The organism is Novosphingobium aerophilum, from assembly GCF_014230305.1.
GTDB lineage: Bacteria > Pseudomonadota > Alphaproteobacteria > Sphingomonadales > Sphingomonadaceae > Novosphingobium > Novosphingobium aerophilum.
Genome location: NZ_JACLAU010000032.1, coordinates 1 through 25372, shown reverse-complemented (window position 1 = coordinate 25372; position 25372 = coordinate 1). Strand labels below are relative to the sequence as shown.

At 69.8% G+C, this 25372-nt stretch carries 24 protein-coding genes and 1 riboswitch; of the genes, 14 read left to right on the top strand and 10 right to left on the bottom strand.

What is annotated here, in order from left to right; all coding sequences use genetic code 11:
• The first annotated feature begins 5 nt into the window (after positions 1–5).
• The gene (locus H7F49_RS15135) at positions 6–206 is read left to right on the top strand and encodes a DUF1737 domain-containing protein (protein ID WP_185684415.1); all 201 of its coding nucleotides are present in this window, start codon (positions 6–8) and stop codon (positions 204–206) included.
• A gap of 7 nt (positions 207–213) precedes the next feature.
• Here H7F49_RS15135 and H7F49_RS15130 read toward each other — a convergent pair whose 3' ends face one another.
• The 3 genes from H7F49_RS15130 to hemC are packed head-to-tail and all read right to left on the bottom strand — an operon-like array spanning position 214 to position 2883.
• A complete protein-coding gene (locus H7F49_RS15130) occupies positions 214–1209 on the bottom strand; it encodes a hypothetical protein (protein ID WP_185684414.1) in 996 nt (331 codons plus the stop codon).
• Between the two features lie 14 nt (positions 1210–1223).
• A complete protein-coding gene (locus H7F49_RS15125) occupies positions 1224–1913 on the bottom strand; it encodes a uroporphyrinogen-III synthase (RefSeq protein WP_185684413.1) in 690 nt (229 codons plus the stop codon).
• Between the two features lie 7 nt (positions 1914–1920).
• On the bottom strand, positions 1921–2883 hold the full coding sequence (hemC, locus tag H7F49_RS15120) for a hydroxymethylbilane synthase (RefSeq protein WP_185684412.1): 963 nt from the start codon (positions 2881–2883) through the stop codon (positions 1921–1923).
• Between the two features lie 43 nt (positions 2884–2926).
• On the opposite strand from hemC, the gene tsaD reads away from it, so the two are divergent.
• From tsaD to H7F49_RS15095, 5 genes are all read left to right on the top strand, one after another.
• On the top strand, positions 2927–3973 hold the full coding sequence (gene tsaD, locus H7F49_RS15115) for a tRNA (adenosine(37)-N6)-threonylcarbamoyltransferase complex transferase subunit TsaD (protein WP_185684411.1): 1047 nt from the start codon (positions 2927–2929) through the stop codon (positions 3971–3973).
• Positions 3970–4974: an NAD(P)H-dependent glycerol-3-phosphate dehydrogenase gene (locus tag H7F49_RS15110; RefSeq protein ID WP_185684410.1), complete on the top strand. Its 1005-nt coding sequence runs from the start codon at positions 3970–3972 to the stop codon at positions 4972–4974. The genes tsaD and H7F49_RS15110 overlap by 4 nt, the downstream gene beginning before the upstream one ends.
• Positions 4971–6482 carry a lipopolysaccharide biosynthesis protein gene (locus H7F49_RS15105; protein ID WP_328806783.1) on the top strand — a complete coding sequence of 504 codons (1512 nt, stop codon included), beginning with the start codon at positions 4971–4973 and terminating at the stop codon, positions 6480–6482. Before H7F49_RS15110 ends, H7F49_RS15105 begins: the two co-directional genes overlap by 4 nt.
• A gap of 147 nt (positions 6483–6629) precedes the next feature.
• Positions 6630–8276 carry a VWA domain-containing protein gene (locus H7F49_RS15100; protein WP_328806782.1) on the top strand — a complete coding sequence of 549 codons (1647 nt, stop codon included), beginning with the start codon at positions 6630–6632 and terminating at the stop codon, positions 8274–8276.
• A gap of 113 nt (positions 8277–8389) precedes the next feature.
• On the top strand, positions 8390–8947 hold the full coding sequence (locus H7F49_RS15095; protein WP_185684408.1) for a hypothetical protein: 558 nt from the start codon (positions 8390–8392) through the stop codon (positions 8945–8947).
• 21 nt (positions 8948–8968) lie between these two features.
• On the opposite strand, the gene H7F49_RS15090 is transcribed toward H7F49_RS15095, so the two are convergent.
• Together H7F49_RS15090 and uvrB are read right to left on the bottom strand one after the other, a co-directional pair.
• On the bottom strand, positions 8969–9535 hold the full coding sequence (locus tag H7F49_RS15090) for a hypothetical protein (protein WP_185684407.1): 567 nt from the start codon (positions 9533–9535) through the stop codon (positions 8969–8971).
• A 91-nt stretch (positions 9536–9626) separates the two neighbouring features.
• On the bottom strand, positions 9627–11816 hold the full coding sequence (uvrB, locus tag H7F49_RS15085) for an excinuclease ABC subunit UvrB (protein WP_185684406.1): 2190 nt from the start codon (positions 11814–11816) through the stop codon (positions 9627–9629).
• A gap of 121 nt (positions 11817–11937) precedes the next feature.
• Here uvrB and H7F49_RS15080 point away from each other — a divergent pair, with 121 nt between their 5' ends.
• The 5 genes from H7F49_RS15080 (at position 11938) to H7F49_RS15060 (ending at position 15606) form a co-directional block, all read left to right on the top strand.
• Entirely contained in the window at positions 11938–12297 is a 360-nt protein-coding gene (locus tag H7F49_RS15080; protein ID WP_235982209.1) for a PilZ domain-containing protein, read from the top strand.
• A gap of 275 nt (positions 12298–12572) precedes the next feature.
• Positions 12573–13007, top strand: coding sequence for a hypothetical protein (locus tag H7F49_RS15075; RefSeq protein WP_235982208.1), 435 nt, complete (start codon positions 12573–12575; stop codon positions 13005–13007).
• 83 nt (positions 13008–13090) lie between these two features.
• The gene (locus tag H7F49_RS15070) at positions 13091–13543 is read left to right on the top strand and encodes a Dps family protein (RefSeq protein ID WP_185684405.1); all 453 of its coding nucleotides are present in this window, start codon (positions 13091–13093) and stop codon (positions 13541–13543) included.
• A gap of 88 nt (positions 13544–13631) precedes the next feature.
• Positions 13632–14252, top strand: a complete 621-nt coding sequence (locus H7F49_RS15065; RefSeq protein WP_185684404.1) for a 6-phosphogluconolactonase — start codon at positions 13632–13634, stop codon at positions 14250–14252.
• Positions 14253–14334: 82 nt separating this feature from the next.
• Positions 14335–15606 carry a multidrug effflux MFS transporter gene (locus H7F49_RS15060; RefSeq protein ID WP_185684403.1) on the top strand — a complete coding sequence of 424 codons (1272 nt, stop codon included), beginning with the start codon at positions 14335–14337 and terminating at the stop codon, positions 15604–15606.
• Here H7F49_RS15060 and H7F49_RS15055 read toward each other — a convergent pair.
• From H7F49_RS15055 to crtY, 4 genes are all read right to left on the bottom strand, one after another.
• Positions 15575–16579 carry a phytoene/squalene synthase family protein gene (locus H7F49_RS15055; RefSeq protein ID WP_185684402.1) on the bottom strand — a complete coding sequence of 335 codons (1005 nt, stop codon included), beginning with the start codon at positions 16577–16579 and terminating at the stop codon, positions 15575–15577. The genes H7F49_RS15060 and H7F49_RS15055 overlap by 32 nt on opposite strands.
• Positions 16580–16804: 225 nt before the next feature.
• The gene (locus H7F49_RS15050; RefSeq protein ID WP_185684401.1) at positions 16805–17389 is read right to left on the bottom strand and encodes an LOG family protein; all 585 of its coding nucleotides are present in this window, start codon (positions 17387–17389) and stop codon (positions 16805–16807) included.
• 225 nt (positions 17390–17614) lie between these two features.
• Positions 17615–19096 (bottom strand): phytoene desaturase, encoded by a 1482-nt coding sequence (locus H7F49_RS15045; RefSeq protein ID WP_185684400.1) that lies wholly within the window; start codon positions 19094–19096, stop codon positions 17615–17617.
• Positions 19093–20298: a lycopene beta-cyclase CrtY gene (gene crtY / locus H7F49_RS15040; RefSeq protein ID WP_185684399.1), complete on the bottom strand. Its 1206-nt coding sequence runs from the start codon at positions 20296–20298 to the stop codon at positions 19093–19095. The genes H7F49_RS15045 and crtY overlap by 4 nt, the downstream gene beginning before the upstream one ends.
• 426 nt (positions 20299–20724) lie before the next feature.
• A riboswitch (TPP riboswitch) is annotated at positions 20725–20830 on the top strand.
• A 40-nt stretch (positions 20831–20870) separates the two neighbouring features.
• Here crtY and thiC point away from each other — a divergent pair.
• From thiC to H7F49_RS15025, 3 genes are read left to right on the top strand one after another with little or no spacing between them, the layout of a single operon-like run.
• Positions 20871–22736 carry a phosphomethylpyrimidine synthase ThiC gene (thiC, locus tag H7F49_RS15035; RefSeq protein WP_185684398.1) on the top strand — a complete coding sequence of 622 codons (1866 nt, stop codon included), beginning with the start codon at positions 20871–20873 and terminating at the stop codon, positions 22734–22736.
• Positions 22737–22745: 9 nt separating this feature from the next.
• Positions 22746–23120, top strand: coding sequence for a cystatin family protein (locus tag H7F49_RS15030; RefSeq protein ID WP_185684397.1), 375 nt, complete (start codon positions 22746–22748; stop codon positions 23118–23120).
• Between the two features lie 4 nt (positions 23121–23124).
• Positions 23125–23520 (top strand): nuclear transport factor 2 family protein, encoded by a 396-nt coding sequence (locus tag H7F49_RS15025; RefSeq protein ID WP_185684396.1) that lies wholly within the window; start codon positions 23125–23127, stop codon positions 23518–23520.
• A 31-nt stretch (positions 23521–23551) separates the two neighbouring features.
• On the opposite strand, the gene H7F49_RS15020 is transcribed toward H7F49_RS15025, so the two are convergent.
• Complete coding sequence (locus H7F49_RS15020; protein ID WP_185684395.1) at positions 23552–25051, bottom strand: tetratricopeptide repeat protein; 1500 nt, start codon at positions 25049–25051, stop codon at positions 23552–23554.
• Positions 25052–25372: the final 321 nt, after the last annotated feature.

The window sequence follows — 25372 nt, the reverse complement described above, 5'->3', positions numbered from 1 at the left end:
GCGCCATGCACCAGACCCCAGAAGACCGTCCGATCTATCGCCTGCTCACCGGCAAGGACGATCGCGCCTTTTGCGAGCGCGTGTCCGAGGCGCTGGCCCAGGGCTGGCGGCTCTATGGCTCGCCCTCGATCACCTATGACGGCGGGATGGACTGCATCAAGGTGGCCCAGGCGGTCGTCTGGCACGAGGCCGACGTCATCAAGTAGCGAAGGGTCAGGTGGGCCGGACGACGGGCGCCACCACGCCACCGGCAGGGCGGGCTGGCGACTGGGCTGGTGCCTGCAGTGACGGCTGGGCCGCGGCCGGTCCCGGCGCAGCGGCGGGCGCAAGCGCGGGGGGCGTGCCCACCACGCCACCCTTGGCGTCGCGCAGTCCGCGCTGATCGATCAGCGCCGCCGTCTCGAGCAGGTCCAGCGCGCGGCGGGCGTTGTCGTAGCGGCGCACGTCATTCAGCCAGGCCGCCGCGCCGGGCGCGCCCGGCAGGCGGCGCACTTCGCTCATGGCATCGGCGCTGCGCCCTTCCTCCAGCAGGATGCGGGCGCGGCGCAGGACGGCCTGCGGTTCGGGGGTGGGGGCCGAGGCGCGACGGATGACGAACAGTCCGGCAACCTCGCGCTTGAACCGTTGCCAGGTCCCGTCCGTGGCGGGCGCCGTGGTCAGGCTGGGGGCCAGGCTATCCAGGCCGGCGACCAACTGGTCCAGCGTCACCGGATCGCGCGCGGCATCGATCACCGTCGCCACCGCATTGGGCTGGCTGTTGCCGAAGCGCAGGCGCAGCTGATCCTCGAGCAGGCCGAGCGGGGCCCCCCGATCGAGCGCGCGACGGGCGGCTGCGGCGACCAGCAGGGCTTCGGCCCGGGCCGCATTACCGGCCGCCGATGAGGCCATCAGGTCCAGCGAATCGAGCCGTTCGGCCAGGGCCGCAGCGCGGGCTTCCAGGGCATCCTGATGCGCGGCGAGCCCGCTGGTGTCGGGCTTGGCCGGGATCGCCGCGACAGTCGCCGCCGGGGCCTGGGCCGGTGCCGCCGCACCCGGTGACGGCAGCAGGGCGGGGGGAATCACGCCCTGCCACGCGGCATAGCCCACTGCCCCTCCGCCAATGACGAAGGCCAGCAACGCGGTTCCGATCACCGCCCGGGTCCGGATCCCGGCGCGGGGCGTCGCGGCAGGCGACAGGGTGGAGCTGCGGTAATAGTCTTGGTCGGCCATCGGCATGCTGGTCCTCAATCCCCGGCGAGGGTGTGGCACAAGTCGCGGGCCTTCGCCAGCAGGGGCAAGTCGGCCGGCGATCCGGCTTCTTCCACGGCCCGCCAGCCCGGGCCGGCGGCGCCGCTGACCCGGGGGCCGATCGTGGCGAGCGCCAGGTGGGCCCGGTCGATCCCGAGCCGGTCGCATTCGGCGGCGAAGTGGCGGGCGGCCTCGGCCGAATGGAGCGCGACCACGGCCGGTTCGCGCAGCAGCCGGGCCAGATCGTCCGGCAGGGGGCGGGGCTCGCTGGCATAGACCACCACCTCATCCAGCGTCACGCCGGGAGGAGGGGCCAGCGGCACCCGTTCCGCTCCCGCCAGTCGCAGCACCCGGGTGCCGGCGGGGATCGCGGCGAGCACCTGCTGCAACCCGCCCGCACCGGTCGCGCGGATGGCAAAGCCATGGGTCCCGGCCTGCTGGGCAGTGGTTTCGCCCACGGCATGGACCGGCAGACCGCGCAAACGGTGCAGCCCGGTGCCGCCATAGCGAAACACGTTGGCGCTGCCGATCAGCAGGGCGTCGTACCCGTGCGGATCGGGGACCGGCCAGGGGCGAGGGGCCACCGCGAACAACGGCACCCCCGCCACGTCCAGCCCCATCTCGCGTGCCGCCGCGACGGTCCCGGCATGGCCGGGCTCGGGGCGGATCACGATCAGCCGGACCACCCGGGGCTCACCGTCCGCTGAAATGCGCGGTGATCGCCTGCGGGGCTCGGGCGAGCAGGTCATCGGCCAGACGGCCGGGCGCCTCGGGATCGCCCGCGGCGAAACGGATCTCGCCCTCGATCCGTTCAGCGCCGTCGGGGCTGAACAGGGCGGCGCGCAGGGACAGGGTATCGCCCTCGGCCCGGGTCAGCACCGCGATCGGGCTGTGGCAATTGCCCCCCAGCGCCGCCAGCAGGGCGCGTTCGGCAAAGACCGCGTGGCGGCTGGGGGCATGATCGATCGCGGCCAGCAGGGCCTGCGTCGCCGCATCGTCCGCGCGGCACTCGATCGCGATGGCGCCCTGCCCGGGGGCGGGCAGCCACTCCTCGGCATCGAGCGGATGCCCGACCCCGCTTTCGCCGAGCCGGTTCAGCCCGGCTGCCGCGAGCAGCGTGGCATCGGCCTCGCCCGCGGCCAGCTTGCCCAGCCGGGTGGCGACATTGCCGCGGAAGGGCACGATCGTGCAGTCAGGCCGGGCGTGGAGCAACTGTGCCGCACGGCGCGGGGCGCTGGTGCCGATGCGGGCCCCGGCCGGCAGGGCCTGGACCGAACTGGCGCCGACCAGCACGTCGCGCACATCCTCGCGCGGGAGGATCGCGGCGATGGCGATCGGGGCCGGGCGGATGGTTTCGACGTCTTTCAGCGAATGGACCGCGAAGTCGATCTCGCCATCGAGCAGCCAGGCGTCGAGCTCCTTGGTCCACAGCGCCTTGCCGCCGATCTCGGCCAGCGGCCGGTCCAGCACCTTGTCGCCACTGGCGGTAACCGGGACGATCCGGATCGCGTCGTGCTCCCAGCCGTGGGCGGCGCAGAGCCGGTCGCGCGTTTCCTCGGCCTGGGCCATGGCGAGCGGTGAGCGGCGGGTGCCGAGGCGCAGCGGGTGCTGGCCAGAGGGACGATGGGCGGAAGGGTGGTCGTGCGAAGCGGTCATGGCGGGTTGTGCTAGTCCGCATTGTGCGTCAGGGGAAGCCGGGATGATGCTCGTACTCGGCATAGAATCGTCTTGCGACGAGACCGCGGCGGCGCTGGTCACGGCGGATCGGACGATTCTGGCCCAGCGCATCGCCTCGCAGGACGAGGCACACCGGCCCTATGGCGGGGTCGTGCCCGAGATCGCCGCGCGCGCCCACGCCGAACGGATCGCGCCGCTGATCGCCGCGACCCTGGCCGATGCCGGGCTGGCGCTGGGCGACGTCGATGCCATCGCGGCTACCGCCGGACCGGGTCTGATCGGCGGGGTGATGGTCGGGCTGGTCACCGCCAAGGCCCTGGCCATGGCCGGGGACAAGCCGTTGCTGGCGGTCAATCATCTCGAAGGCCACGCACTGTCCCCCCGCCTGGCCGATCCCGCGCTCGAATTCCCCTATCTGTTGCTGCTCGCCTCGGGCGGGCACTGCCAACTGCTGCTGGTCGAGGGCGTGGGCCGGTATCGCCGGCTGGGCACGACGATCGACGACGCGCTGGGCGAAGCCTTCGACAAGACCGCCAAGGTGCTGGGTCTGGGCTATCCCGGTGGACCCGCGGTGGAGCGGCTGGCCGCAACCGGTGACGCGCGCAAGGTTCCGCTGCCGCGTCCGCTTCTGGGCACGCCGGAGCCGCATTTTTCCTTCGCCGGGCTGAAGAGCGCGGTGCTGCGGGCGAGGGAGGCCGGCGGACATGACCCGGCCGATATCGCCGCCGCCTTCCAGCAGGCGGCGATCGACTGCGTGATCGACCGGACGCGCCTGGCCCTCGCGCTGGCCGGGCCGGTCGGCGCGCTGGTCGTGGCGGGCGGGGTGGCGGCCAATCTGGCGATCCGGGCCGCCCTCGAGGCGCTTGCCGCCGGGCACGGCCTGCGTTTCGTCGCGCCGCCGCTGGCGCTGTGCACCGACAACGCCGCGATGATCGCCTGGGCCGGACTGGAGCGCATGGCGGCCGAGGGCGGAGCCGGTGCCGGTGATCCGCTGGACTTCGCCGCCCGGCCGCGCTGGCCGCTCGATCCGGCGGCCGAACCCGTCCGCGGGGCGGGGGTCAAGGCATGAGCGGTGCCGCGGTGATCGGGGTGGTCGGCGCCGGGGCCTGGGGCACGGCCCTGGCCCAGGTGCTCGCCAGCGATGGCAGTCCGGTGCTGCTGTGGGCGCGCGAACCCGAGCTGGTGAGCGAGATCAACGCCACGCGCCGCAACCGCCTGTTCCTGCCCGGCGCCGAGCTGGCGCCGGGGATTGCCGCGACCGGAACCCTGGCCGATCTGGCGTCCTGCGCGGCCCTGCTGGTGGTCGTCCCGGCCCAGTTTCTGGCGCGCGTCCTTGCCGACCTGCCGGCTGGCCCGCGCGACCTTGTGCTCTGCGCCAAGGGGATCGAGGCGGGCAGCGGGCGGCTGATGGCCGAGGTGGCCGCGGCGGCCGTGCCGGGGGCCGAGCTGGCAGTCCTGTCCGGCCCGACCTTCGCTCACGAGGTGGCGGCCGGACTGCCCACCGCGGTGACCCTGGCCTGTGGCGGTGGAGAAGCCCAGTGGCAGCGGCTCGCCCCGCTGATCTCGCGCAAGACGCTGCGGCCATACTATTCGGACGACCTGATCGGCGCCGAGATCGGCGGCGCGGTCAAGAACGTGCTCGCCATTGCCTGCGGCGTGGTCGAGGGGCTGGGGCTGGGCCAGAACGCCCGCGCCGCGCTGATCGCACGCGGTTATGCCGAGATGCTGCGCTTCGGGCTGGCGCGCGGTGCGCGGGCCGAGACCCTGGCCGGGCTCTGCGGCCTCGGTGACCTCGTCCTGACCTGCTCGTCCGCATCCAGCCGCAACTTCACGCTGGGGCAGGCGCTGGGGCAGGGTCAGAGCGCGGCCGAGGCCCTGGCCGGCAAGGCCAGCGTGGCCGAAGGGGCCAGCACCGCGCCGGTCCTGGCCGAACTGGCCGCGCGAGACGGGATCGCCATGCCGATCGCCACGGCGGTCCATCGCCTGCTGGCGGGCGAACTCTCCGCCGCCGAGGCCGCGGCCGAGCTGCTCGCCCGGCCGCTGCGGGCCGAACAGGGCGGTTCGCCGTGAGCGAAAGCGGGGCTGTCAGCGCATCGCAGAAGGATATCGCCGCCCTGGCCAAGGGGGGGCGGACCAACTTCTTCGGCTTCCTGCTGCGTCTGGTGGCGCGCATCCCGTTCCTGTTCATCGCCAGCCGCCTGTACGGCGCGGCCGCGATGGGCCGTTTCGCGTCGGCGCTGGTCATGGTCGAATTCGCCGGGATGATCGCCACGCTCGGGCAGAAGCGCGGGCTGGCGCAGCGCCTGGCCGAGGAGCGCGAGCATCCCGCCAATGCCGTGGCCGATGCCATGGTGGTCGCGACGATCCCGGCGCTGGCGGCCTCGCTGCTGCTCTACCTGTTCCCGGCCGCCATGTTCCCCACGGGCAACTATGTCCCGGCCGATCTCCTGCTGATCGGCTCGGTCTGGATCCTGGCCGCCGGCGACCTGGCCCTGGCGGCGCTGGCCTACCGGTTCGACGTGGCGACCACCGTGCGCGCCCGGGCCGTGGTCGAACCCTGGGCGCTGTCGCTTTCGGCGGGCGGGCTCTATTTCATCTACCCCGAGGCGGGACTGACCCTGGCCTATCTGATCTCGGTCGGCGCGGCGACCGTGGTCGCGCTGGTCGCGCTGGGCCGGGCCTATGGCTGGCCCCAGCGCTGGGTGCCGCATCCGTCCCGCCTGCTGCCGTTGGTGACCCGCAACCTGCCGCTGGCGGGCGCCGATGCGGTGGAATGGGGCACGCGCAAGCTGGATGTCTTCATCCTGCGCTTCTTCGTGGGCGAGGCGCCGCTCGGCATCTACTTCTTCGCCCAGCAATTCGCCTCGCTGCCGCAGAAGCTCAAGACCAGCTTCGAACCGGTGCTGGGCCCGGTGATCACCCGCAACGTGATCGAGCGGAACTATGCCGCGATCGCCCGGCAGGTCTGCCAGGTCGGGTTCTGGATCACCGCCGCCCAGGCAGGTATCGCGCTGGCCCTGGCCATTCCCGCGACCGGGCTGATGGGGCTGGGCGGGCCCGACTTCGTCCAGGGCACCGGCGCGCTGATCCTGCTGCTCGCCGCCGAGGTCGTCGCCGCCACCGCCGTGGTCAGCGAAGCCGCGCTGGTCTACCTGGCCCGCTATCGCAATTTCCTGGCCTCGCTCTTCACCATCGCGCTCCAGGCGGTGCTCACCGTGGCGGGCATCGATCTGGTTACGCGGCTCGGCTATGGGCCGGGTTGGCAGGTGGCGGCGGCGGCGGGCGCGCTGATGCTCTCGCTGGCCTCGGCCTCGCTGGTCAAGTCGTTCCTGCTGTCGCGTATCTTGGCCGAACGGATCAACAACTGGCGCTGGGCCCTGGTCTGGGCGGTCCTGCCGGCGGCAGCGGTGGGGCTCGTGGCCAAGCAGTTGCTGCCGGAATGGGCCAGCATGATCGTCGGCATCCCGGCGATGGTCGCGATCTATGCCTGGCTGATCTGGCACAAGGGCTTCGGCCCCGAGGACCGCGTGCTGTTCCGCAAGCAGGTGGAAGGCGACACGCCGGCTCCCTCGCCGTAGATCGCCCTGCCGCAGGGCGGGCACATTCAGTCGCCATTCACGGCCCGAGTGGCCTCCTGCTTCCGTCGAACGGGAAGGGGAGAGACCATGCGCCGGTTCAGCACAGCACTTTGCACCACCGCCCTTTGCACCACCGCTCTGTTAAGCTTGCTGGCCGGCTGTGCCGCGCGGCAGGCCGAGGTGGCCAATGCCGACGCGGCTGATGTGGTGGTGACCGGCACCCGTGTCGGCGGCACCCTGTCCTCGCCGATGGCGCCGGTCACGGTCCAGTCGGCCCCTCCGCCACCCGCTTCGGCTCCAGCCACAAAGATGGCCCAGCGTTCGCTGTGGATCCCCGGCATCCGGCTTCCCACCGACCCGGGCCGTGAGCAGTACGACGGCAAGGAGATCAGCCCGGTCCATGTCGTCCGGCAAGAGCCGGTCTCCACCTTCTCGGTCGATGTGGATACCGGCGCCTATGCCAACACCCGGCGGTTCCTGAGCCAGGGTCAGCTCCCGCCGAAGGATGCGGTCCGCACCGAAGAGCTGATCAATTACTTCCGCTACGACTATGCCCGGCCCGAACGGCAGGAGACGCCGTTCACGGTCACCACCGACGTGATGACCACCCCGTGGAACCCCGCGACCCGTCTGCTGCGCATCGGCCTGCGCGGCTATGACTTGCCCGCCGCCCAGCGTCCGCCGGCCAACCTGGTCTTCCTGGTCGATGTCTCGGGATCGATGGGCGAGCCGGACAAGCTGCCGCTGGTCAAGTCGGCGCTGGCCGGGCTGGCTGGCGAACTGGGTCCGCGCGACCGGGTCTCGATCGTGGTCTATGCCGGGGCTGCCGGGGTGGTCCTGCCGCCCACCAACGATGCGGCGGCGATCCGGTCCGCGCTCGACCGGCTCGAGGCGGGGGGCTCGACCGCGGGCGGAGCCGGGCTGGAGCTGGCCTATCGGCTGGCCCGCGACAGCTTCGTCCGGGGCGGGGTCAACCGCGTGATCCTGGCGACGGACGGGGATTTCAACGTGGGGGTCAGCGATACCAAGGCGCTGATCGCCATGGTCGAACGGGAACGCGACAGCGGGATCACCCTGACCACGCTCGGCTTCGGCGCGGGCAATTACAACGAAGCGATGATGGAGCAGATCGCCGATCACGGGAACGGCAACTATGCCTACATCGACAGCGCGCTCGAGGCGAAAAAGGTGCTGGGCGACGAGATGGCCTCGACCCTGTTCACCATCGCCAAGGATGTGAAGATCCAGGTCGAGTTCAATCCGGCGCAGGTCAGCCAGTACCGCCTGCTCGGCTATGAGAACCGCGCCCTGCGGGAAGAGGACTTCGCCAACGACAAGGTGGATGCCGGCGATATCGGGGCGGGGCATCAGGTGACCGCCCTGTACGAGATCGTGCCGACCGGCGCCAAGGGGTGGGTTGGCCCGCGCCGCTACGATGATGCGCCGCCCGTGACGGCGGCCCAGGGCCAGGCCGAACTGGCCTTCGTCAAGCTGCGCTACAAGCTGCCTGACGGGCAGACCTCGCGCCTGGTCGAACAGCCGGTGCCCGCCAGTGCGCTGGTGATCCAGCAGGCGCCTTCACCCGATTTCCGCTTCGCCGCGGCGGTTGCCGCCTTTGGCCAGAAGCTGCGCGGCGATCCCCTGCTGGGGGACTTTTCGCTGACCCAGGTCCGCGCCCTGGCCGGCGCGCCCGGGGATTTCTGGCGGCAGGAGTTTGTCCGGCTGGTCGGCGTCGCCGAGGGGCTGGGCGATCGCCCCGTCATGTCCGACGATCGACCGCGCGCCTTGCGTTGATGGCCCAGGCCTGATCCCACCGCGCCAGAGGTTCTCGCCGCCGCAGCCTTGGGCTATGGGGCGGCTCGGGCCCGGCGGGAATCGCCCGGGCGGAATGCGCAAGGACGCGGCGGATGGTGCAGGTGATCGAGGGTAACTGGCCAATCGTGGCCGGTGTGGTGGTGCTGGTCCTGCTGGTCGCCTGGTGGCTGTTCAGCCGGGCCACCAAGGCTCCGGCGCGCGAACGGCGGCCGGACGTGCTCGACGAGGGCGCCGCTCCCGCCCAGCGCAACCAGGCCCTGATCGATGCCGCCCCCGCCGCCGCGGCGGCCTATGCCATCCCGCCCGCGGCCGGAACGCTGGGCGGCGTCGCCGAAGTGATCGCCGCCGCGGTGCAGGAAGAGACGGCGGCGGCGAGCCTGGACGAACGTCCTGCTGACGCCCCGGACCTGCCGGCGGACGATCTCACCCGGATCAAGGGCCTGGGCCCCAAGCTGTCCACCCTGCTGGCGGGTCTGGGGGTGACGCGCTTTGCCCAGATCGCGGCCTGGACGGACGCCGATCTGGCCGCGATCGATGCCAAGCTGGGCAGCTTTGCCGGCCGTCCGGCGCGCGATCAGTGGGTCGAACAGGCCAGGCTGCTCGCGGCCGGGGACACGGCCGGTTACGAAAGTCGCTTCGGCAAATTGTGAAGCAAACCCGCGAAGGCGGGTTCAGACCGCGGCGCGGGACAGGTCGCGCGCGCGGCAGGCTTCGAGCAGGCGGCGCGGTTCACCGCTGGACTTGAGCTGCAGCGTGCCCCCGCCCGGCAGGGTGGCTTCCACCGAGTTGATCCCTTTGAGCACGTCCAGTCGCGGATCGACGGCGGGGACGAGGCCCTCCCAGCGTCCGGCCTCGCCATCGGCCATGGCGTTGACCGGAAGGCGGGCGATCCGGCCGTTGCCGATCAGGGCGAGCAGGGCCTTGGCCCCGCTTTCGGCCCGGGTGGTGCGGACCAGACGGATCAGGCTGGCTCCGGAGGGGTCGCGTTCGCAGGTCAGGGTGAGGAGCGGCGCTTGTCCCGGCACCCCGAACGACAGGCGTTCCCCCGCCGCAAGCCACTGCGCGCCCTCGGGCTGCCGCGGCGCCACCTCCTGCGGCTGTTCGGCACCGACCAGGTTCAGTCGCGCCGGGTAGCCGTCGGCCGGGCCGGAGCTCGCCACGACCTGCCCCTGGGACTGCGAACAGGCAGCCAAGGCCAGGGCAAGGGTCAGCGATGCGAGCGTCCCGGGTCTTGTCATTGGCCGAGATTGTGCGGTGGCCTGTTTACAAAGGCAATACGCGTTCCCGCGAAGTTCCACGGATTGGCGCAGGCCGGGCACGGGTGGCGGATCACTTCCCCCATTTCCGCTGGCTCTTGCCGAACCGCGTTTTCCTGGTCCCTGGCTTGCCTTCGTTGCTGCGGCCCACCACGGGCGCCTTGCGATCGCCCTCGGGAAGGCCCAGCTCGGTCGCTTCCAGCCGGCGGATTTCGTCGCGCAGACGGCCCGCCTCCTCGAATTCCAGATCGGCGGCGGCGGCGCGCATGCGCTTTTCCAGATCCTCGATATACCCGCGCAGATTGTGCCCGACCAGGTTGTTGAGCCCATCGTCCTCCAGCTCGACCACCACGCCGTCGCGACTGGCCGTGTCGGCGACGATATCGTGGATGTTGCGCTTGATCGTGGCCGGGGTGATCCCGTGCAGTTCGTTGTAGGCGCGCTGCTTTTCCCGCCTGCGGTCGGTTTCGGCGATGGCCCGCTCCATGCTGCCGGTCATCCGGTCGGCATAGAGGATGACCCGCCCGTCGACATTGCGCGCGGCACGGCCGATGGTCTGGATCAGGCTGGTCTCGGACCGGAGGAAGCCCTCCTTGTCGGCATCGAGGATGCAGACCAGCCCGCACTCGGGAATGTCCAGGCCCTCGCGCAGCAGGTTGATCCCCACCAGCACGTCATAGACCCCCAGTCGCAGGTCGCGGATCAGCTCGATGCGCTCCAGGGTCTCGACGTCGGAATGCATGTAGCGCACGCGCAGGCCCGCCTCGTGCATGAACTCGGTCAGGTCCTCGGCCATGCGCTTGGTTAGGGTGGTGACGAGGGTACGATAGCCCTTGGCCGCGGTCTCGCGGCATTCGTTGATGCAGTCCTGCACCTGGTCTTCCACCGGGCGGATCGTCACCGGCGGGTCGATCAGTCCGGTCGGCCGGATCACCTGCTCGGCGAAGACCCCGCCCGACTGCTCCATCTCCCACCCGCCCGGCGTGGCCGAGACCGCGACCGTCTGCGGGCGCATCGCGTCCCATTCGTTGAAGCGCAGCGGGCGGTTGTCGATGCAGCTCGGCAGGCGGAAGCCGTATTCGGCCAGAGTCAGCTTGCGGCGGTGGTCGCCCCGCGCCATGGCCCCGATCTGCGGCACGGTCTGGTGGCTTTCGTCCACGAACAGCAGGGCGTTGTCGGGCAGGTATTCGAACAGCGTCGGCGGCGGCTCGCCGGGCAGGCGGCCGGTCAGGAAGCGGCTGTAATTCTCGATCCCTGCGCAGGAGCCGGTCGCGGCGATCATTTCCAGGTCGAAGTTGGTGCGCTGCTCGAGCCGCTGCGCTTCCAGCAGCCGCCCTTCGGCATTCAGCTCCTTGAGCCGCTCCTGCAGCTCGAAGCGGATCGCGTCGGCCGCCTGCTTCATCGTCGGCCCCGGGGTGACATAGTGCGAATTGGCATAGACCCGGACCTTGTCCAGCTTGGTCCCGGCCTTGCCGGTCAACGGGTCGAACTCGGCGATCTCCTCGATCTCGTCGCCGAAGAAGCTGATCCGCCAGGCCATGTCCTCGTAGTGGCTGGGGAAGATCTCCAGATTGTCGCCGCGCACACGGAAGTTGCCCCGGGCGAAGGCGGCATCGTTGCGCTTGTACTGCAGCGCCACCAGCTTGCGGATGATCTCGCGCTGGTCGACGCTTTCCCCCTTCTTGAGGTCGAAGATCATCGCCGAATAGGTCTCGACCGAGCCGATGCCATAAAGGCAGGAGACCGAGGCGACGATGATCACATCGTCGCGTTCCAGCAGGGCGCGCGTGGCCGAGTGGCGCATCCGGTCGATCGCCTCGTTCACCGAGCTTTCCTTCTCGATGTAGGTGTCGGACCGGGGGACATAGGCTTCGGGCTGGTAGTAGTCGTAGTAGGAGACGAAGTACTCCACCGCGTTCTCGGGGAAGAAGCTGCGGAATTCGCCATAGAGCTGCGCGGCCAGGATCTTGTTCGGGGCCAGGATCAGCGCCGGGCGCTGCGTCGCCTCGATCACCTTGGCCATGGTGAAGGTCTTGCCCGAACCGGTCACCCCCAGCAGGACCTGGGTCTTTTCCCCCTGTTCGCTGATCCCCGCGACGAGGTCGGCGATCGCGGTCGGCTGATCGCCCGCCGGCTGATAGTCCGAGACAATCCGGAACGGCCGGCCGCCGTCCGATTTCTCGGGGCGTTTCGGCTTGTGCGGGACAAAGGCGCCCGATGTGTCGGGCTCTTCCAGGCCCCGGCGGATGACGAGTTCGGCCATGTCCCCGACTATGGGTGTTCGTGCTGCGTTCCGCAATGGCAGGGCGATTTTTCCGCCCGACTGAAAACCGTTCGCACTCCACCGTCCTCCTAAACGAGAGTTCTGGACGAGGATGTTCCCGATGAGCCAGCCTACCGAAGAATGCCGTCGCTCCCGCCGCCTGGCCCTGGCCATGCCCGCGCGCTGCCGCATGCTGAGCGGCTTCGTTGAGGACGTGGTGATCCGCGACATCTCGCCCGAAGGCTGCCGGATCATGAGCTTCGCGCTCAACATCCGCCCCGGTACGCGGGTGGTGGTCCGGCCGACGGGAATGGAAGGCCTGTGCGGCACGGTCCGCTGGTCCGGTCGGCACGAGTGCGGGATCGAGTTCGAGCGCCCGCTGCACCCGGCCGTGGCCGAACACATGCATCGTTGCTACGCCACCTTCCTCCCGCCCGAAGTGCCCTATCGCGCCGAGGCCCCGCGCCGCCTGGCCGCCTGATGGCAGTGGCATCGACGACGAGTCGGTGCTAGCCGGAAGCGGCAACGCCCGGAGCCTGCCAGCATGATCCACCTTTCCGGAGCAGGGCCGGCCCTGCTCCGACGCCGACCCTCTGCCCTGCCGGGTCTTCCGCGAAAGCCCCGGTCCTGAGCGGCTTCCTCTACGCCCTGCTGGCCGCGTTCCTCGCCTCGCTCGGCGCGCGCGATCAGGCGCTGGTCGCGCAGCTCGGCGCGAGCCAGGGGCGGCGGCCTGTCCTGCTGGTCGTGGCCTTGCTGGTGGCCGTCGCGAGCAGCGCGCTGGCGGCCTGGCTCGGCGGACGCATGCTGGCCGGGATGGCGCCGGCGGCGCGCGGGCTGTTCGGCGCGATCGCCCTGCTGCTGGCCGGGGGCGAGATGCTGCTGCTCGCGCCCAAGCCGGCGCCGCAGGAGCCCACCCATTCGCTGTTCGCCGCGGGGGTGGTGCTGCTCGCGCTGCAATTGACCGACGCCGCACGCTTCCTGATCCTGGCCCTCGCCGTGGGCACCGCCGCCCCGATCCCGGCGGCCATCGGCGGAGCCCTGGGCAGCATGGCGGCCCTCGCTGCCGGCTGGGCCGCGCCGCACCTGCTGGCCTCGACCGAAGCGCGCTGGGCCCGGCGGGTGATCGGGGGCGTGCTGCTGCTGGTCGGGCTGGCGGTCGGCGTGCCCAATGTAATCGGGATCAACGTTTAGACTGACCGCATTTAGTCAGGAACGCGATTAGTCGGTTGCGCGTATAGGATCGGGTATCGCCACCAACGCGAAGGGAATCCGCCATGGGTGACAACGTCAAGACCGCGCATATCGCCAATCTCAACGGCCTGCTGGCCGATGCCTTCGCGCTTTATGTGAAGACCAAGAACTTCCACTGGCATGTGCGGGGGCCGCAGTTCCGCGATCTCCACCTGATGTTCGACGAGCAGGCCGCCGAAATCTTCGCCCTGACCGATCTGATCGCCGAACGGGTCCGCAAGAACGGGGCGACCACTCACACCTCGCTCACCTCACTGGCGGCCGGGTCGCGCATTGCCGCGCAGGATCGGGCCGACCTGTCGGCCGAGGCGATGATCGGCGAACTGATCGGCGACAACCGCACCTTCCTCGCCCAGTTGCGCGCCACCAAGGACTCGGCGGGCGAGGTGGGGGACAATGCCACCGACGGGATCATCGATGACTGGACCGACCAGTGCGAGCAGCGCATCTGGTTCCTCAGCCAGACGCTGGCCTGAACGCGGCGACCCTTCGTCGGGGGCGGCAGCCCGCGCATAGCATTGCGCCGCGGTTTGCCGCCCTCGGGCAGGGTGGTAGGCGGCAGGCATGAGCATAGCCATCATCGACGGCGCCGCCGATGGCGCCATTGCTGCCTGGGTCGCCGAGTGCCTGGAGGCCGCGCTCGCGCGGGCCGGGGGGCAGGACATCGCCATCACCATCCCGGGCGGATCGAGCCCCTTTCCGATCCTGGCCGAACTGGTCCGCGGCGGCGTCGACTGGTCCCGCATCGCGGTCTGGCCGGGGGACGATCGCATCGTCCCGGAGGACCATCCGGCCAGCAATGTCGGGCGCATCCGGGCCCTGCTCGAACCCGCCGGCGCCCGCATCGTGCCGCTGGCCGAAGGCTTGGTCCCGCCGCATTTCGCCCTCGCCTGGCTGGGCATGGGGGCGGACGGGCATATCGCCTCGCTGTTCCCGAACACCGACCCCCGGCCCGATGACCCGCAGCGGCTGCGCCGGCTCACCCCCGATCCGCTGCCTCCGGAGGCGCCGTTCGATCGGTTCAGCCTGACCATCCCGGCCCTGCTCGACAGCGATGCCCTGCTGTTCGTGGCGCGCGGGACGGACAAGCGCGCGCTGTTCGCCGCCGCCGCCGCGGGCGAGCACGATCTGCCCGTGGCGCGGCTGCTCGGCGCGGCGCGGCAACCGGTCACCTGCTTTGCCTGACCTGGGGTTGCACCGCGGCAAGGTGCCAATTTAGTTCAGAAAAGGGGTGGCCTTGACGGCCGCCAACGTTCATCAGCCACCCATGCACGGTTCCGCTTCCCCCCCGGCTAACCAGCACCCGACCCGACCGGCCTTCGCCATCGGCGAGCGGGAGCTGATCGTGATGGTGGCGCTGATCATGTCGCTGCAGGCGCTGGCGATCGATGCCATGCTGCCCGGGCTCCCCCAGATCGCCGGTGAGCTGGGTGTGACCAGCCCCAATCATCGCCAGCTCATCGTCGGCCTGTTCATGGGCGGAGTGGCGTTCGGCTCGCTGATCCCCGGTCCGCTGGCCGATCGCTATGGCCGTCGGCGCGTGCTGCTGGCCGGGCTGGTGTGCTATGTGCTGGTCAGCGTGGCCTGCGCGCTGGTCACCGAATTCAACACCATGCTGGCCTTCCGGACGATCGGCGGGTTCGCCTGCGCCTCGATGTCGGTGGTGCCCTCGGCCGTGATCCGCGACCGCTTCGATGGCGACCGGATGGCGCGGCTGCAGTCGCTGATCGCGGTGATCTTCCTGATCGTGCCGATGATCGCGCCGACCATCGGGCAAGGCATCCTGGTCCTTGCCGGATGGCGCTGGATCTTCGGCATGATGGCGGTGATGGGCGTGCTCGGTTACGCCTGGGTGGCGCTGCGCCTGCCGGAATCGCTCGATCCCGAGCACCGCCAGCCGATCCGGACCACGGTGATCGCCCGCAACATGGCGGAGACCTTCACCAACCGCACGTCGCTGGGCTACATCCTGGCCAGCGCCTGCCCGCTCGGGCTGATCTGGGGCTGGGTGCAGTGCTGCGAGCAGCTTCTGGGCGAACACTTCGGCGCGGGCGAGCAGTTCCCCTATTACTTCGGCGGCATGGCGCTGTTCATGGCCTGCGGCAACTTCGCCAACTCGCGGATCGTCGAGCGGTTCGGCGCGCGTCGTGTCGCGCACACCGCGCTGCTGGCCTATATCCTGGTGGCCGCGCTGCAGGTCTACCTGGCGCACCTGCCGCACCAGTCGCTGTGGCAGTTCGTCCCGGTCATGGCGCTCAGCATGATGCTGTCCGGCTTCATGAGCGCCAACTTCTCGTCGATCGCGCTCCAGCCCTTTGCCCGCACCGCCGGTTCGGCCAGCTCGGTGCAGTCCTTCGTGCGGCTGGTGATCGGCACGGTGATCGGCCTCACGGTCGGCCAGGCCTACGATCAGAGCGCCCGGCCGCTGGCCCACGGTCTGCTGGCCGCCGGGCTGACCTCGCTGGCGCTGATCCTGTGGAGCGAGCGGGGCAAGCTGTTCCGCCGCGTCATTCTGCCGGGGATGCCACGCCCGGCCTGATCTCCGCTGCCGCGGGGCGAGGTGGATCGGCCAGCGCCAGGGCGTGCAGTTCGCGCCGCGACAGCGCCGGCCGCTGGGCCCGGCGCGGCGCCATGCCCGGCAGGGCGCGGAGCAGGGCTCCGGCGACGAACCCGAGCTTGGCCTTGCCGCTGGTGGTGACGCGCCGGTCCCAGGCATGGGGCCCGGCAGCGGCCACCTTGCGCGCGATCGCGCCATAGATCCCCGCCGCGCTCAGCACCGCCCAGCGTTGGCGGAACCCCAGCCGCGCCGCCCCGACCCGCGCCGACCGTTCATAGTCCTCCGCCAGCCGGCACATCCGCGCCACCGCCGCGACCAGCGCGGGACGATGGATCGGGCGGAACTGCTCGCCGGGGGGAATGTCGGCCTCGGCCAGCCATTCGGCGGGGAGATAGCAGCGCCCGGCCCGGTCATCCTCGGCGATATCGCGGGCAATGTTGCCCAGTTGGAACGCCAGCCCCAGGTCGCAGGCCCGGTCCAGCGTGTCGTCATCGTCGGGCGCGACCCCCATGACCACGGCCATCATCACCCCCACCGCCCCGGCGACATGGAAGCAGTAGCGCAGCAGGTCGGCCTCGGAACGCGGGGTCCAGTCGGCGGCGTCGAGCGCGAAGCCGGCGATCACGTCGTCGGCCATGTCGCGGGTGATGCCGCATTCCTGCACGACCAGGGCAAAGGCATCGAACTCGGCCCGGCCGGTCGGCTGCCCGGCCAGGGCCAGATCGGTCAGGCGGCGGATCGTCGCCAGCCGCTCGGCCGCGCCCGACTGGTCGCCCAGTTCGCCGCCCATGTCCTGGGCATCGGCGATGTCGTCGCAGGCCCGGCACCAGGCATAGAGCAGCCAGACGCGCTCGCGGGTGACCCGGTCGAACAGGTGCGAGGCCGCGGCAAAGCTCTTGCTGCCCCGCGCGATGGTATCGCGGGCCTGGGAGACAAGGGCGGGGCGGTCGAACACGCGGGAGACTTCAGCCTGATTCAGCAAGAGCCGTTCGTGTCGAGCGAAGTCGAGACACGCTGCGGCCCGGTGTCTCGACTTCGCTCGACACGAACGGGGCGATAGGTGATTTGTTCGGCGTAGGACAGGGCCTTCGTGCCGCGAGGGCCAGAGAACCCTGGAGATCCTTGACCCCTAGAGATCCTTGACCCCTAGAGATCCTTGACCCCTGGAGAACCTGGACCCCTACAGATCCTTCGCGGTCATCTGGAAGATCGGCACATGGGGTTCATGCGCGGTCATGCGGGTGAGCAGCTGGTCCAGCTCGGCCTCGGCGATCAGGATGCCGGCATGGACCAGACGGATGAAGCCGGTGTCGATCATGTGGCGGTTGAAGGCGAGCAGCGCGTCGTAGAAACCGAAGGCATTGAGCAGGCCGACGGGCTTGGCATGGTAGCCCAGCTGCGCCCACGACACGGCTTCCCACAGCTCGTCCATCGTGCCCACGCCGCCCGGCAGGGTCAGGAAGCCATCGGACAGGTCGGTGAAGGCCTGCTTGCGCTGGTGCATGCCGGTCACGACGTGCAGTTCGGTGCAGCCATGATGGGCCACTTCCGGAGTGCCGGCGAGGGCCTCGGGGATCACCCCGATCACCTCGCCGCCGGCCGCCAGCGCAGCATCGGCGACCGCGCCCATCAGCCCGCGCGTGCCGCCGCCATAGACCACCCCGATGCCGCGTTCCGCCAGAGTGCGGCCGGTCAGCGCCGCCAGTTCAAGATAGCGCGGGTCGGCCGGGGTGGCCGATCCGCAGTAGACCGCGATGCGCTTCATGCGAGGCGTCTCGCGCTGGCGGGGTGGCGGTCAACAAAACTGCCGTCATGCTGAACTTGTTTCAGCATCCATCTTTCCTGTCATTCGGATCGTTGCCCGATACCTTGCTGCACCGCGGCGTGCTCATGCGCCATCAGCCCGGGGGCTGGATGGATGCTGAAACAAGTTCAGCATGACGATGGCCCTAAGCCATCGCAACCCGCTGGTCCACCCGGCGCCGGCCCTTCACGTCAGATCCTCGATCATCAATCCGGCGGTCGCCTTGGCGCTGCCGACCACCCCCGGGATGCCTGCGCCGGGGTGGGTTCCGGCGCCGACCAGGTAGAAGTTCTTCAGCTTGTCGTCCCGGTTGTGGCCACGGAAATAGGCGCTCTGCGTCAGGATCGGTTCGAGGCTGAAGGCGCTGCCGAGGTGCGCGTTGAGGTCCATCGCGAAATCGCGCGGGGCATAGTGGAACTTGGTGATGATCCGGTCGTGGATATCGGGGATCAGCCGCCGCCCGACCTCGTCCAGGATGCGCTTTTCGAGCAGCGGGCCGACATGCTCCCAGTCGATCGGCAGCTTGCCCATGTGGGCGACCGGGACCAGCGCATAGAAGGTCGACTTGCCCGGGGGCGCGACCGAGGGGTCGGTCACGGTCGGGTGGTGCAGATAGATCGAGAAGTCCTGCGGCAGGACGCCATGCTGGTAAATGTCGTCGAGCAGGCCCTTGTAGCGCGGGCCGAACAGGATCATGTGGTGCGGGATGCCGGGCCAGGTGCCCTCCACCCCGAAGTGGACCACGAACAGGCTGGGGCTGTAGCGCTTGCGCTGCAGCTTTTTCGCCCGGGCCTGCCCGGCGGCATTGTCCGACAGCAGGTCGCGATAGGAATGGACGATGTCGGCGTTGCTGGCCACGGCATCGAAGCGCTGGCGCCAACCGCTCTGGGTCTCCACCTCGGTGATGCGATCGCCCACCGAATGGAGGTGGACCACCGGATCGTGAACGCGGATGGTGCCGCCGATCCGCTCGAAGTGACGGACCATGCCGGCGATCAGGCGGTTGGTGCCGCCGCGCGCCCACCACACCCCGCCATCTTTTTCCAGCTTGTGGATCAGGGCGTAGATCGCGCTGGTGGTCATCGGGTTGCCGCCGACCAGCAGGGTGTGGAACGACAGCGCCTCGCGCAGCTTCTCGCTCTTCACGAAGCTCGAGACCATCGAATAGACCGAGCGCCAGGCCTGGTGCTTGGCCAGCGCCGGGGCGGCCTTGAGCATCGAGGCGAAGTCAAGGAACGGCACCGTGCCGAGCTTGACGTAGCCTTCATCGTGGACGTGGGCGGAATAGCGCAGGAACTGCTCGTAGCCCTCCCAGTCGCCGGGCGCGACGCGGTCGATCTCGGCCTTCAGCCCGGCATCGTCGTTCGAATAGTCGAAGTTGACGCCATCCGGCCAGTTGAGCCGGTAGAACGGCATGACCGGCATCAGATCGACATCTTCGGAAATGTCGTGGCCGGTCAGCGCCCACAGCTCCTTGAGGCAGGGCGGATCGGTGATGACCGTGGGGCCGGCATCGAAGGTGAAGCCGTCGCGCTCCCAGTAATAGCCGCGCCCGCCGGGCTTGTCGCGCGCCTCCACGATGGTGGTGGCGATCCCGGCCGACTGCAGGCGAATGGCGAGGGCGAGGCCGCCGAACCCGGCGCCGATGACACAGGCGGAGCGGCTCATGCGCAGGCTCCCGCGGCGGGGGCGCCATGGTCAAGCGGGGCGAAGGGCACTCCGCCGGTGATCGCGCGGATGGCCGCGCTGATCGGGACCGGCGGCTTGCCGGTAAGGATCCGCAGCTTGTCAGTCATCGTTGTCCCGCCTGCATAAAAGCGCTCGATCAATCGTGAATCGAGCCCGTAGAACCGTTGCAGCACCCGATAGCGCTCGGCCGGGGCCGCGGCGCCGAACAGCATCGCGGTGAGCATCCGGTAGAACGCGCTCTTGCGCCAGTGAGCTTCACCCCATGCGCGCGACGCGGCCAGAAGGCCAGTGCCCGAAAGATTGGCGCTGCCGGCGATGCTTAGGGCATAGCGCACGGCATCAGGCAGCGAATAGGAGGTCAGCGGCTGGAACAGCCCGGCGCGGATCCCGGCCTGGGCCACGCCCTGGTCGGTCGCGGCGCGGAATGCGGCGAAATCGCCCCCCGCGACCACGGGCAGGACCCCGGTCTCCTCGCCCAGCACCTCGGCGATCTCCCAACCGGCAGCGGCGCAATAGTCCGCCACGCGCTGGCGCAGAACCGGCACGTCGAGCGCGGGCTCGTCGGCATAGTAGGTGTCCTCGACGAAGACCCGGTCGGGACCGAAGGGCAGGCAGTAGACGAAGCGGTAGCCGTCGAGCTGGGCGACCGTGGCGTCCATCACCACCGGCCGCTCCAGCCCGTGCGGGCGCGCCGTGCGGATCATCCGGCCGACGAACTTCTGCCAGCCGCCGGTCAGGTGGGGCAGGACGGCGGCGCCGCGCGCATCGATCACTCCGCCGACCTGCAGCACCTGTCCATCGGCCAGGGTGACGCTGGTCGGGGTGGCGGCCCTGACCTCGGTTCCGGTGCGGATCGCGGCGGCGGGCAGGGTCGCCCGCAGCGCGGCGTCGAACCGTTCGCTGGTGACCGAATTGTACGCACTGCCCAGCTCGCGGGTGTAGCGCGGGAAGCGGATGGTGTAGCCTTGCCAGCGCGCCGCGATCAGCGGTTCGACCAGCGCCGTGCCGGCGGCATCGAGGTCGGTGGCGAAGAACGACCAGACGTGGTTGCCGCCCAGCCGGTCATCGCGCTCGATCAGCAGCAGGCGCAGGTCGGGGCGGCGCGTATGGAGGGCGAGGGCGATCAGCCCACCGGCCAGCCCTCCGCCCAGGATCGCGACATCGGCATCTGGCGTGGTCATGCGGCGTCCCGTTGCGTCATGGCGCCTGACCTAGGCGCGGGCGGGTGTCGGCGCAACCGGCACGACGGGGCGAGACAGAGAAAGCGCGCGGCGTTGACACTTGCGGGGCGGTTTGGTGCGCGCGGATGGAGTGGAATTGCAGTTTGGGATCAGTGTGTTGCGGGGAGATGGCAGACCATGCTTTGTGACTTTTCGTGCGCAGGGCGTGCGGATGCGGCGGAGGGTAGGGGGCTGACGGTGGGGCATGGGCGAAAGGGTAGTGCCAGGGGGCGATGTAGGACAGCGCGCCGGGGCACACGGCTGGCGCAAGGGACGTCGATGATGGCATGGTGGTCCGTGGCGGCGAAGAATGTCCCATGCGCCCCAATGGCCACCCCCAGACCCTGTCGCGAACCCTGTACACCGCCGCCACTAGGGGCTAACACCATGCCATCCCCGGGGAGCCGAGCGGCTGAGAGGTGGGCGTCGCGTCCCACGACCCGTTGAACCTGAACCCGTTAGCACGGGCGGAGGGAAGGGTCCGGCCCAGCCGCAGCGCCGCCGCCCGCTCCCCGTCCGCCGAGAGGAGCATCATGGCCGACATCAACAGCAAGCTCGAAATCGGCGTCACCACCGGCCCGATTCGCGGCAGCCGCAAGATCCACGTCGAAAGCCCCCGCATGCCCGGGGTGAAGGTGGCGATGCGCGAGATTTCGCTGGAGCCGGGCTCGGGCGAGCCGCCGGTGCGGGTCTATGACACCTCGGGCCCCTACACCGATACGGCGGCCACGATCGATATCGCCGCCGGCCTGCCCGCGCTGCGCCGTGACTGGATTCTCGCCCGGGGCGATGTGGAGGATTACCAGGGTCGCGCGGTCAAGCCCGAGGACAATGGCCAGCTCGGCCCCGATCGCTCGGGCGGGGTGCCGCCGTTCCCCAAAGTGGTGCAGCGCCCGCTGCGCGCCAAGGCCGGGCAGAATGTCAGCCAGATGCACTATGCCCGCCGCGGCATCATCACCCCGGAGATGGAATATGTCGCCATCCGCGAGAACCTGGGGCGTGCCGCGCTGAAGGAGCAGCTCGCGCGCGACGGGCAGGACTGGGGTGCGGCCATCCCGGACTATGTGACGGCCGAATTCGTGCGCGAGGATGTGGCGCGCGGCCGGGCGATCATTCCCAACAACATCAACCACCCGGAAAGCGAGCCGATGGCGATCGGCCGCAACTTCCTGGTCAAGATCAACGCCAACATCGGCAACTCCGCCGTCGCCTCGGACGTGGCGCAGGAGGTCGAGAAGATGGTCTGGTCGATCCGCTGGGGCGCGGACACCGTGATGGACCTGTCCACCGGGCGCAACATCCACGACACGCGCGAATGGATCCTGCGCAATTCGCCCGTGCCGATCGGCACCGTGCCGATCTACCAGGCGCTGGAGAAGGTCGGCGGCGTGGCCGAGGACCTGACCTGGGAGATCTTCCGCGACACCCTGATCGAACAGGCCGAGCAGGGCGTGGACTACTTCACGATCCACGCCGGCGTGCGCCTGCCCTATATCCCGCTCACCGCCAAGCGCGTGACCGGGATTGTCAGCCGGGGCGGCTCGATCATGGCCAAGTGGTGCCTGGCGCACCACAAGGAGAGCTTCCTTTACGAGCGCTTCGACGAGATCACCGAGATCATGAAGGCCTATGACGTCGCCTATTCGCTGGGTGACGGGCTGCGCCCCGGGTCGATCGCCGACGCCAACGACGAGGCCCAGTTCGCCGAGCTCTACACCCTGGGCGAGCTGACCAAGCGCGCCTGGGAACAGGATGTCCAGGTGATGATCGAAGGCCCCGGCCACGTGCCGATGCACAAGATCAAGGAGAACATGGACAAGCAGCTCGAGGCCTGCGGCGAGGCGCCGTTCTACACCCTCGGGCCGCTCGTGACCGATATCGCCCCCGGCTATGACCACATCACCAGTGGCATCGGCGCGGCGATGATCGGGTGGTACGGCACGGCGATGCTCTGCTACGTCACCCCGAAGGAGCACCTCGGCCTGCCCGACCGCGACGACGTGAAGGTGGGCGTGGTCACCTACAAGCTGGCGGCCCACGCGGCCGATCTGGCCAAGGGGCACCCGGCGGCCAAGGTGCGCGACGATGCGCTGAGCCGGGCGCGGTTCGAGTTCCGCTGGCGCGACCAGTTCAACCTCAGCCTCGATCCCGATACGGCCGAGCAGTACCACGACCAGACCCTGCCGGCCGAGGGCGCCAAGACCGCGCACTTCTGTTCGATGTGCGGGCCCAAGTTCTGCTCGATGAAGATCACGCAGGAAGTGCGCGACTTCGCCGCCAAGCAGAACCAGCCCTCGACCGGGTTCATCGCGGCCGAGGACGCCGAGCAGGGCATGGCCGAGATGTCCGAGGTGTTCCGCGAGAAGGGTGGGGAGATCTATCTGCCCGCTGCCGAGTAGGACCACGGCGTGATCGGGCTGTTCGTCCTGGTCCTGGCCACGACCGGACCGGAGCCGCTGCCGCCGGCCGCTCCGGCGCCGGCTCCGGCGGCGGTCGTGCCTGCCCCCGCGGCTGAGCCGGTGCGGGCCCCGCTGGTCGGCGGCTTTGCCCCGATGAGCCCGCGCGCGCCCGAGCTGGGCCCGGTGGTCCAGGCCGCGATCACGCACATCACCCCGCAGCCGCGGGCCAAGGGCCGGGTGCTGGTGGCGGAGCGGCAGGTGGTGGCCGGGATGAACTACCGCCTGCTGCTGAAGCTGCGCGACGGATCGCGCTGGCGGGTGGTGGTCTGGCAGAAGCTGGACGGCACCCGCCAGGTGACCGAGGCGACGCGCGAGGACCGCTGAGCGCGTGAGCACCGACGCCGCTGCCGATCTCGCCATCCGCCTGCGCCGCGCCGCGTTCAACCGCGCCCTGGCCGCCGGTGACCTCGCCGCCATCGGGCCGCTGCTGGCGCCCGACGTGGTGCTGGTGACCGGCACCGACAGCGCCGTGCTGGCCGGGCGCAAAGCCCAGCTCCAGGCCTGGAAGCGCGAGTTCGCGGCTCCCGCGGCGGAGCGCAACCGCTATGTCCGAACCCCCGCGGCCGTGACAGTCTCGGCGGTCGAGCCGGTGGCGATGGAGCAGGGTGAATGGACCTGCACCGTCGCCGAGACCATCACCGCGCGCGGCAGCTATGCCGCCAAATGGCGTCGGATCGGCGAGGACTGGGCGATCGAGGCCGAGCTGTTCGTCACGCTCGGCTAGGGGCGCTCGACGCGATGATCCGCGATCGCGGCTAGTCCTCGGAGTCCCCCGCCACATTGGCGCTGATCGCGGTGAAATCGTGGCCGTCCCACTGCGGATCGGCGTCGATCCGCGCCATGACCCGCTGGGCCGCGACCGCCAGGCTGCCGCCGTGGGGATTGTAGGCGATCGGGGCCAGCGCCGTGCGGGCATCGGCCAGGCGATGGCGGCGCACCAGTTCGGATGCCAGCATCATGCGCAGGCCCAGGTCGAACGGAGCCAGCCCCGATGCCTGGGCCAGGGCCGTGTAGGCCAGATCGGTCGGGGTCTGCCCCTGCTGGACGAAACTCAGGTAGAAATGGATCAACGGCACCGGATGGTCGGGTTCGCGCCGGTTGAGCTGGGCGAAGGCCACCCGCGCCTGGCGATAGCCGGCCGCCCGGTCCGGCGCGTCGTCGGCCATCCGGAACAGCGACAGGCCCTTCTGGACGTGGGCCCGGACCAGCGCCGGGTCCCGCGCCAGGGCCTTATCGGCCGCGGCGATCGCCTCCTTGTCGTTGCCCGCGTCGTGCTCGGCCTCGGCCAGGGAGGCCTGGACCTGCGGATCGTCGGGATAGCGCGCCGCCACGGCGCGGGCATCGGCCAGGACCAGCTTGGCCTGTTCGTTGTTCACGCCGCGATCGGACCGGATCCGCACCGGCATCATCTCGGCTTCTCCCGCCGACAGCCGTCGCAGGGTGACCGCTCCGGTCGGCACAAAGGCGGGCTTGAGATCGAAGCTCAGCATGCGCGGCTTGCGCAGGTAGGCGTCGAGATCCTTTTCCAGCACCGCCAGATCGCCGAAGGCCTCGGTCGCGGCCTCCGGTGACGAGCGGCCTTCCGTCAGGAGCTGGTTGTAGCGGCTCAGTTGGCCTTTGCGCGCCGGATCGAAGGTCAGGTAATGGAACAGCAGCCAGCTTTTCCCGTAGAAGGAATCGTAGCGCTTGCCGCGCACCTGCTTGGCGGGATCGAGCAGCTCGGTCACATGGACATCGCGCGCGAAGCCGGGCAGGACCAGCTCGGCCGCCCGATGCATCGCCGGCCGGCCGATCGAGACCCCGCCCGTTGTCGGAAAGGTCGCGGCCGAGAAGAACTCGGCTGACCCTTCCGAATACCAGCGTGGCATCGGGAAGCTGCTGCTGGTCTGCATGAAGTGGTGTGCATATTCGTGCAGCAGCGTGGTCATCGAGAATTCCAGCTCGCGCGAGCTGGTGGTCACCTTGGGCACGATCGCCACCGAGCCCCCGGCTCGCGGGAGGTAGAACCCGGCGACGAACTTGTTGTCGCCGCCATGCAGCTTGCGCACGGCCTCCTCGCTGCTGACGACATAGACCGTCACCCGGTTGGACGGGCTCGGCGCGACGACATTGGTCTTGGTCAGCAGCGCCAGCGCCGAGTGATAGCGTTCGAGCTGTTCGGAAAAGCGCTGGTTCTCGCTCTGGCTGCTGTTGGCATAGACCACGAAATGCGCGCTGGAGGATTCGATCCATTCCGCCCGCACCGCCGCCGGCAACAGCGCCGCTAACCCAACCACTGCCCATGAGAACCGCATCACGCACCCCCGTCCGCGACCGGCAATAGTATCGTTTGCATCGCGCCGCCTGGCAAGGGCGCAGCACAGGGGACGCGATGTCCCGCCTGGGCGAAGTGGACACGTTCGAACGGCCGCTATCGCCCGAAGTCGGACCTTTGTTTCCTCCCCGGTACGGGGAGCAACCGTCTAGGCGAGAGCCCATTTCTGCTTGTTGCGGATCATGGCGTTGAGGGCTGTGATGAGTTTTCGCATGATGGCGACGAGAGCGACCTTTGGGGGTTTTCCTGCGGTTTTCATGGC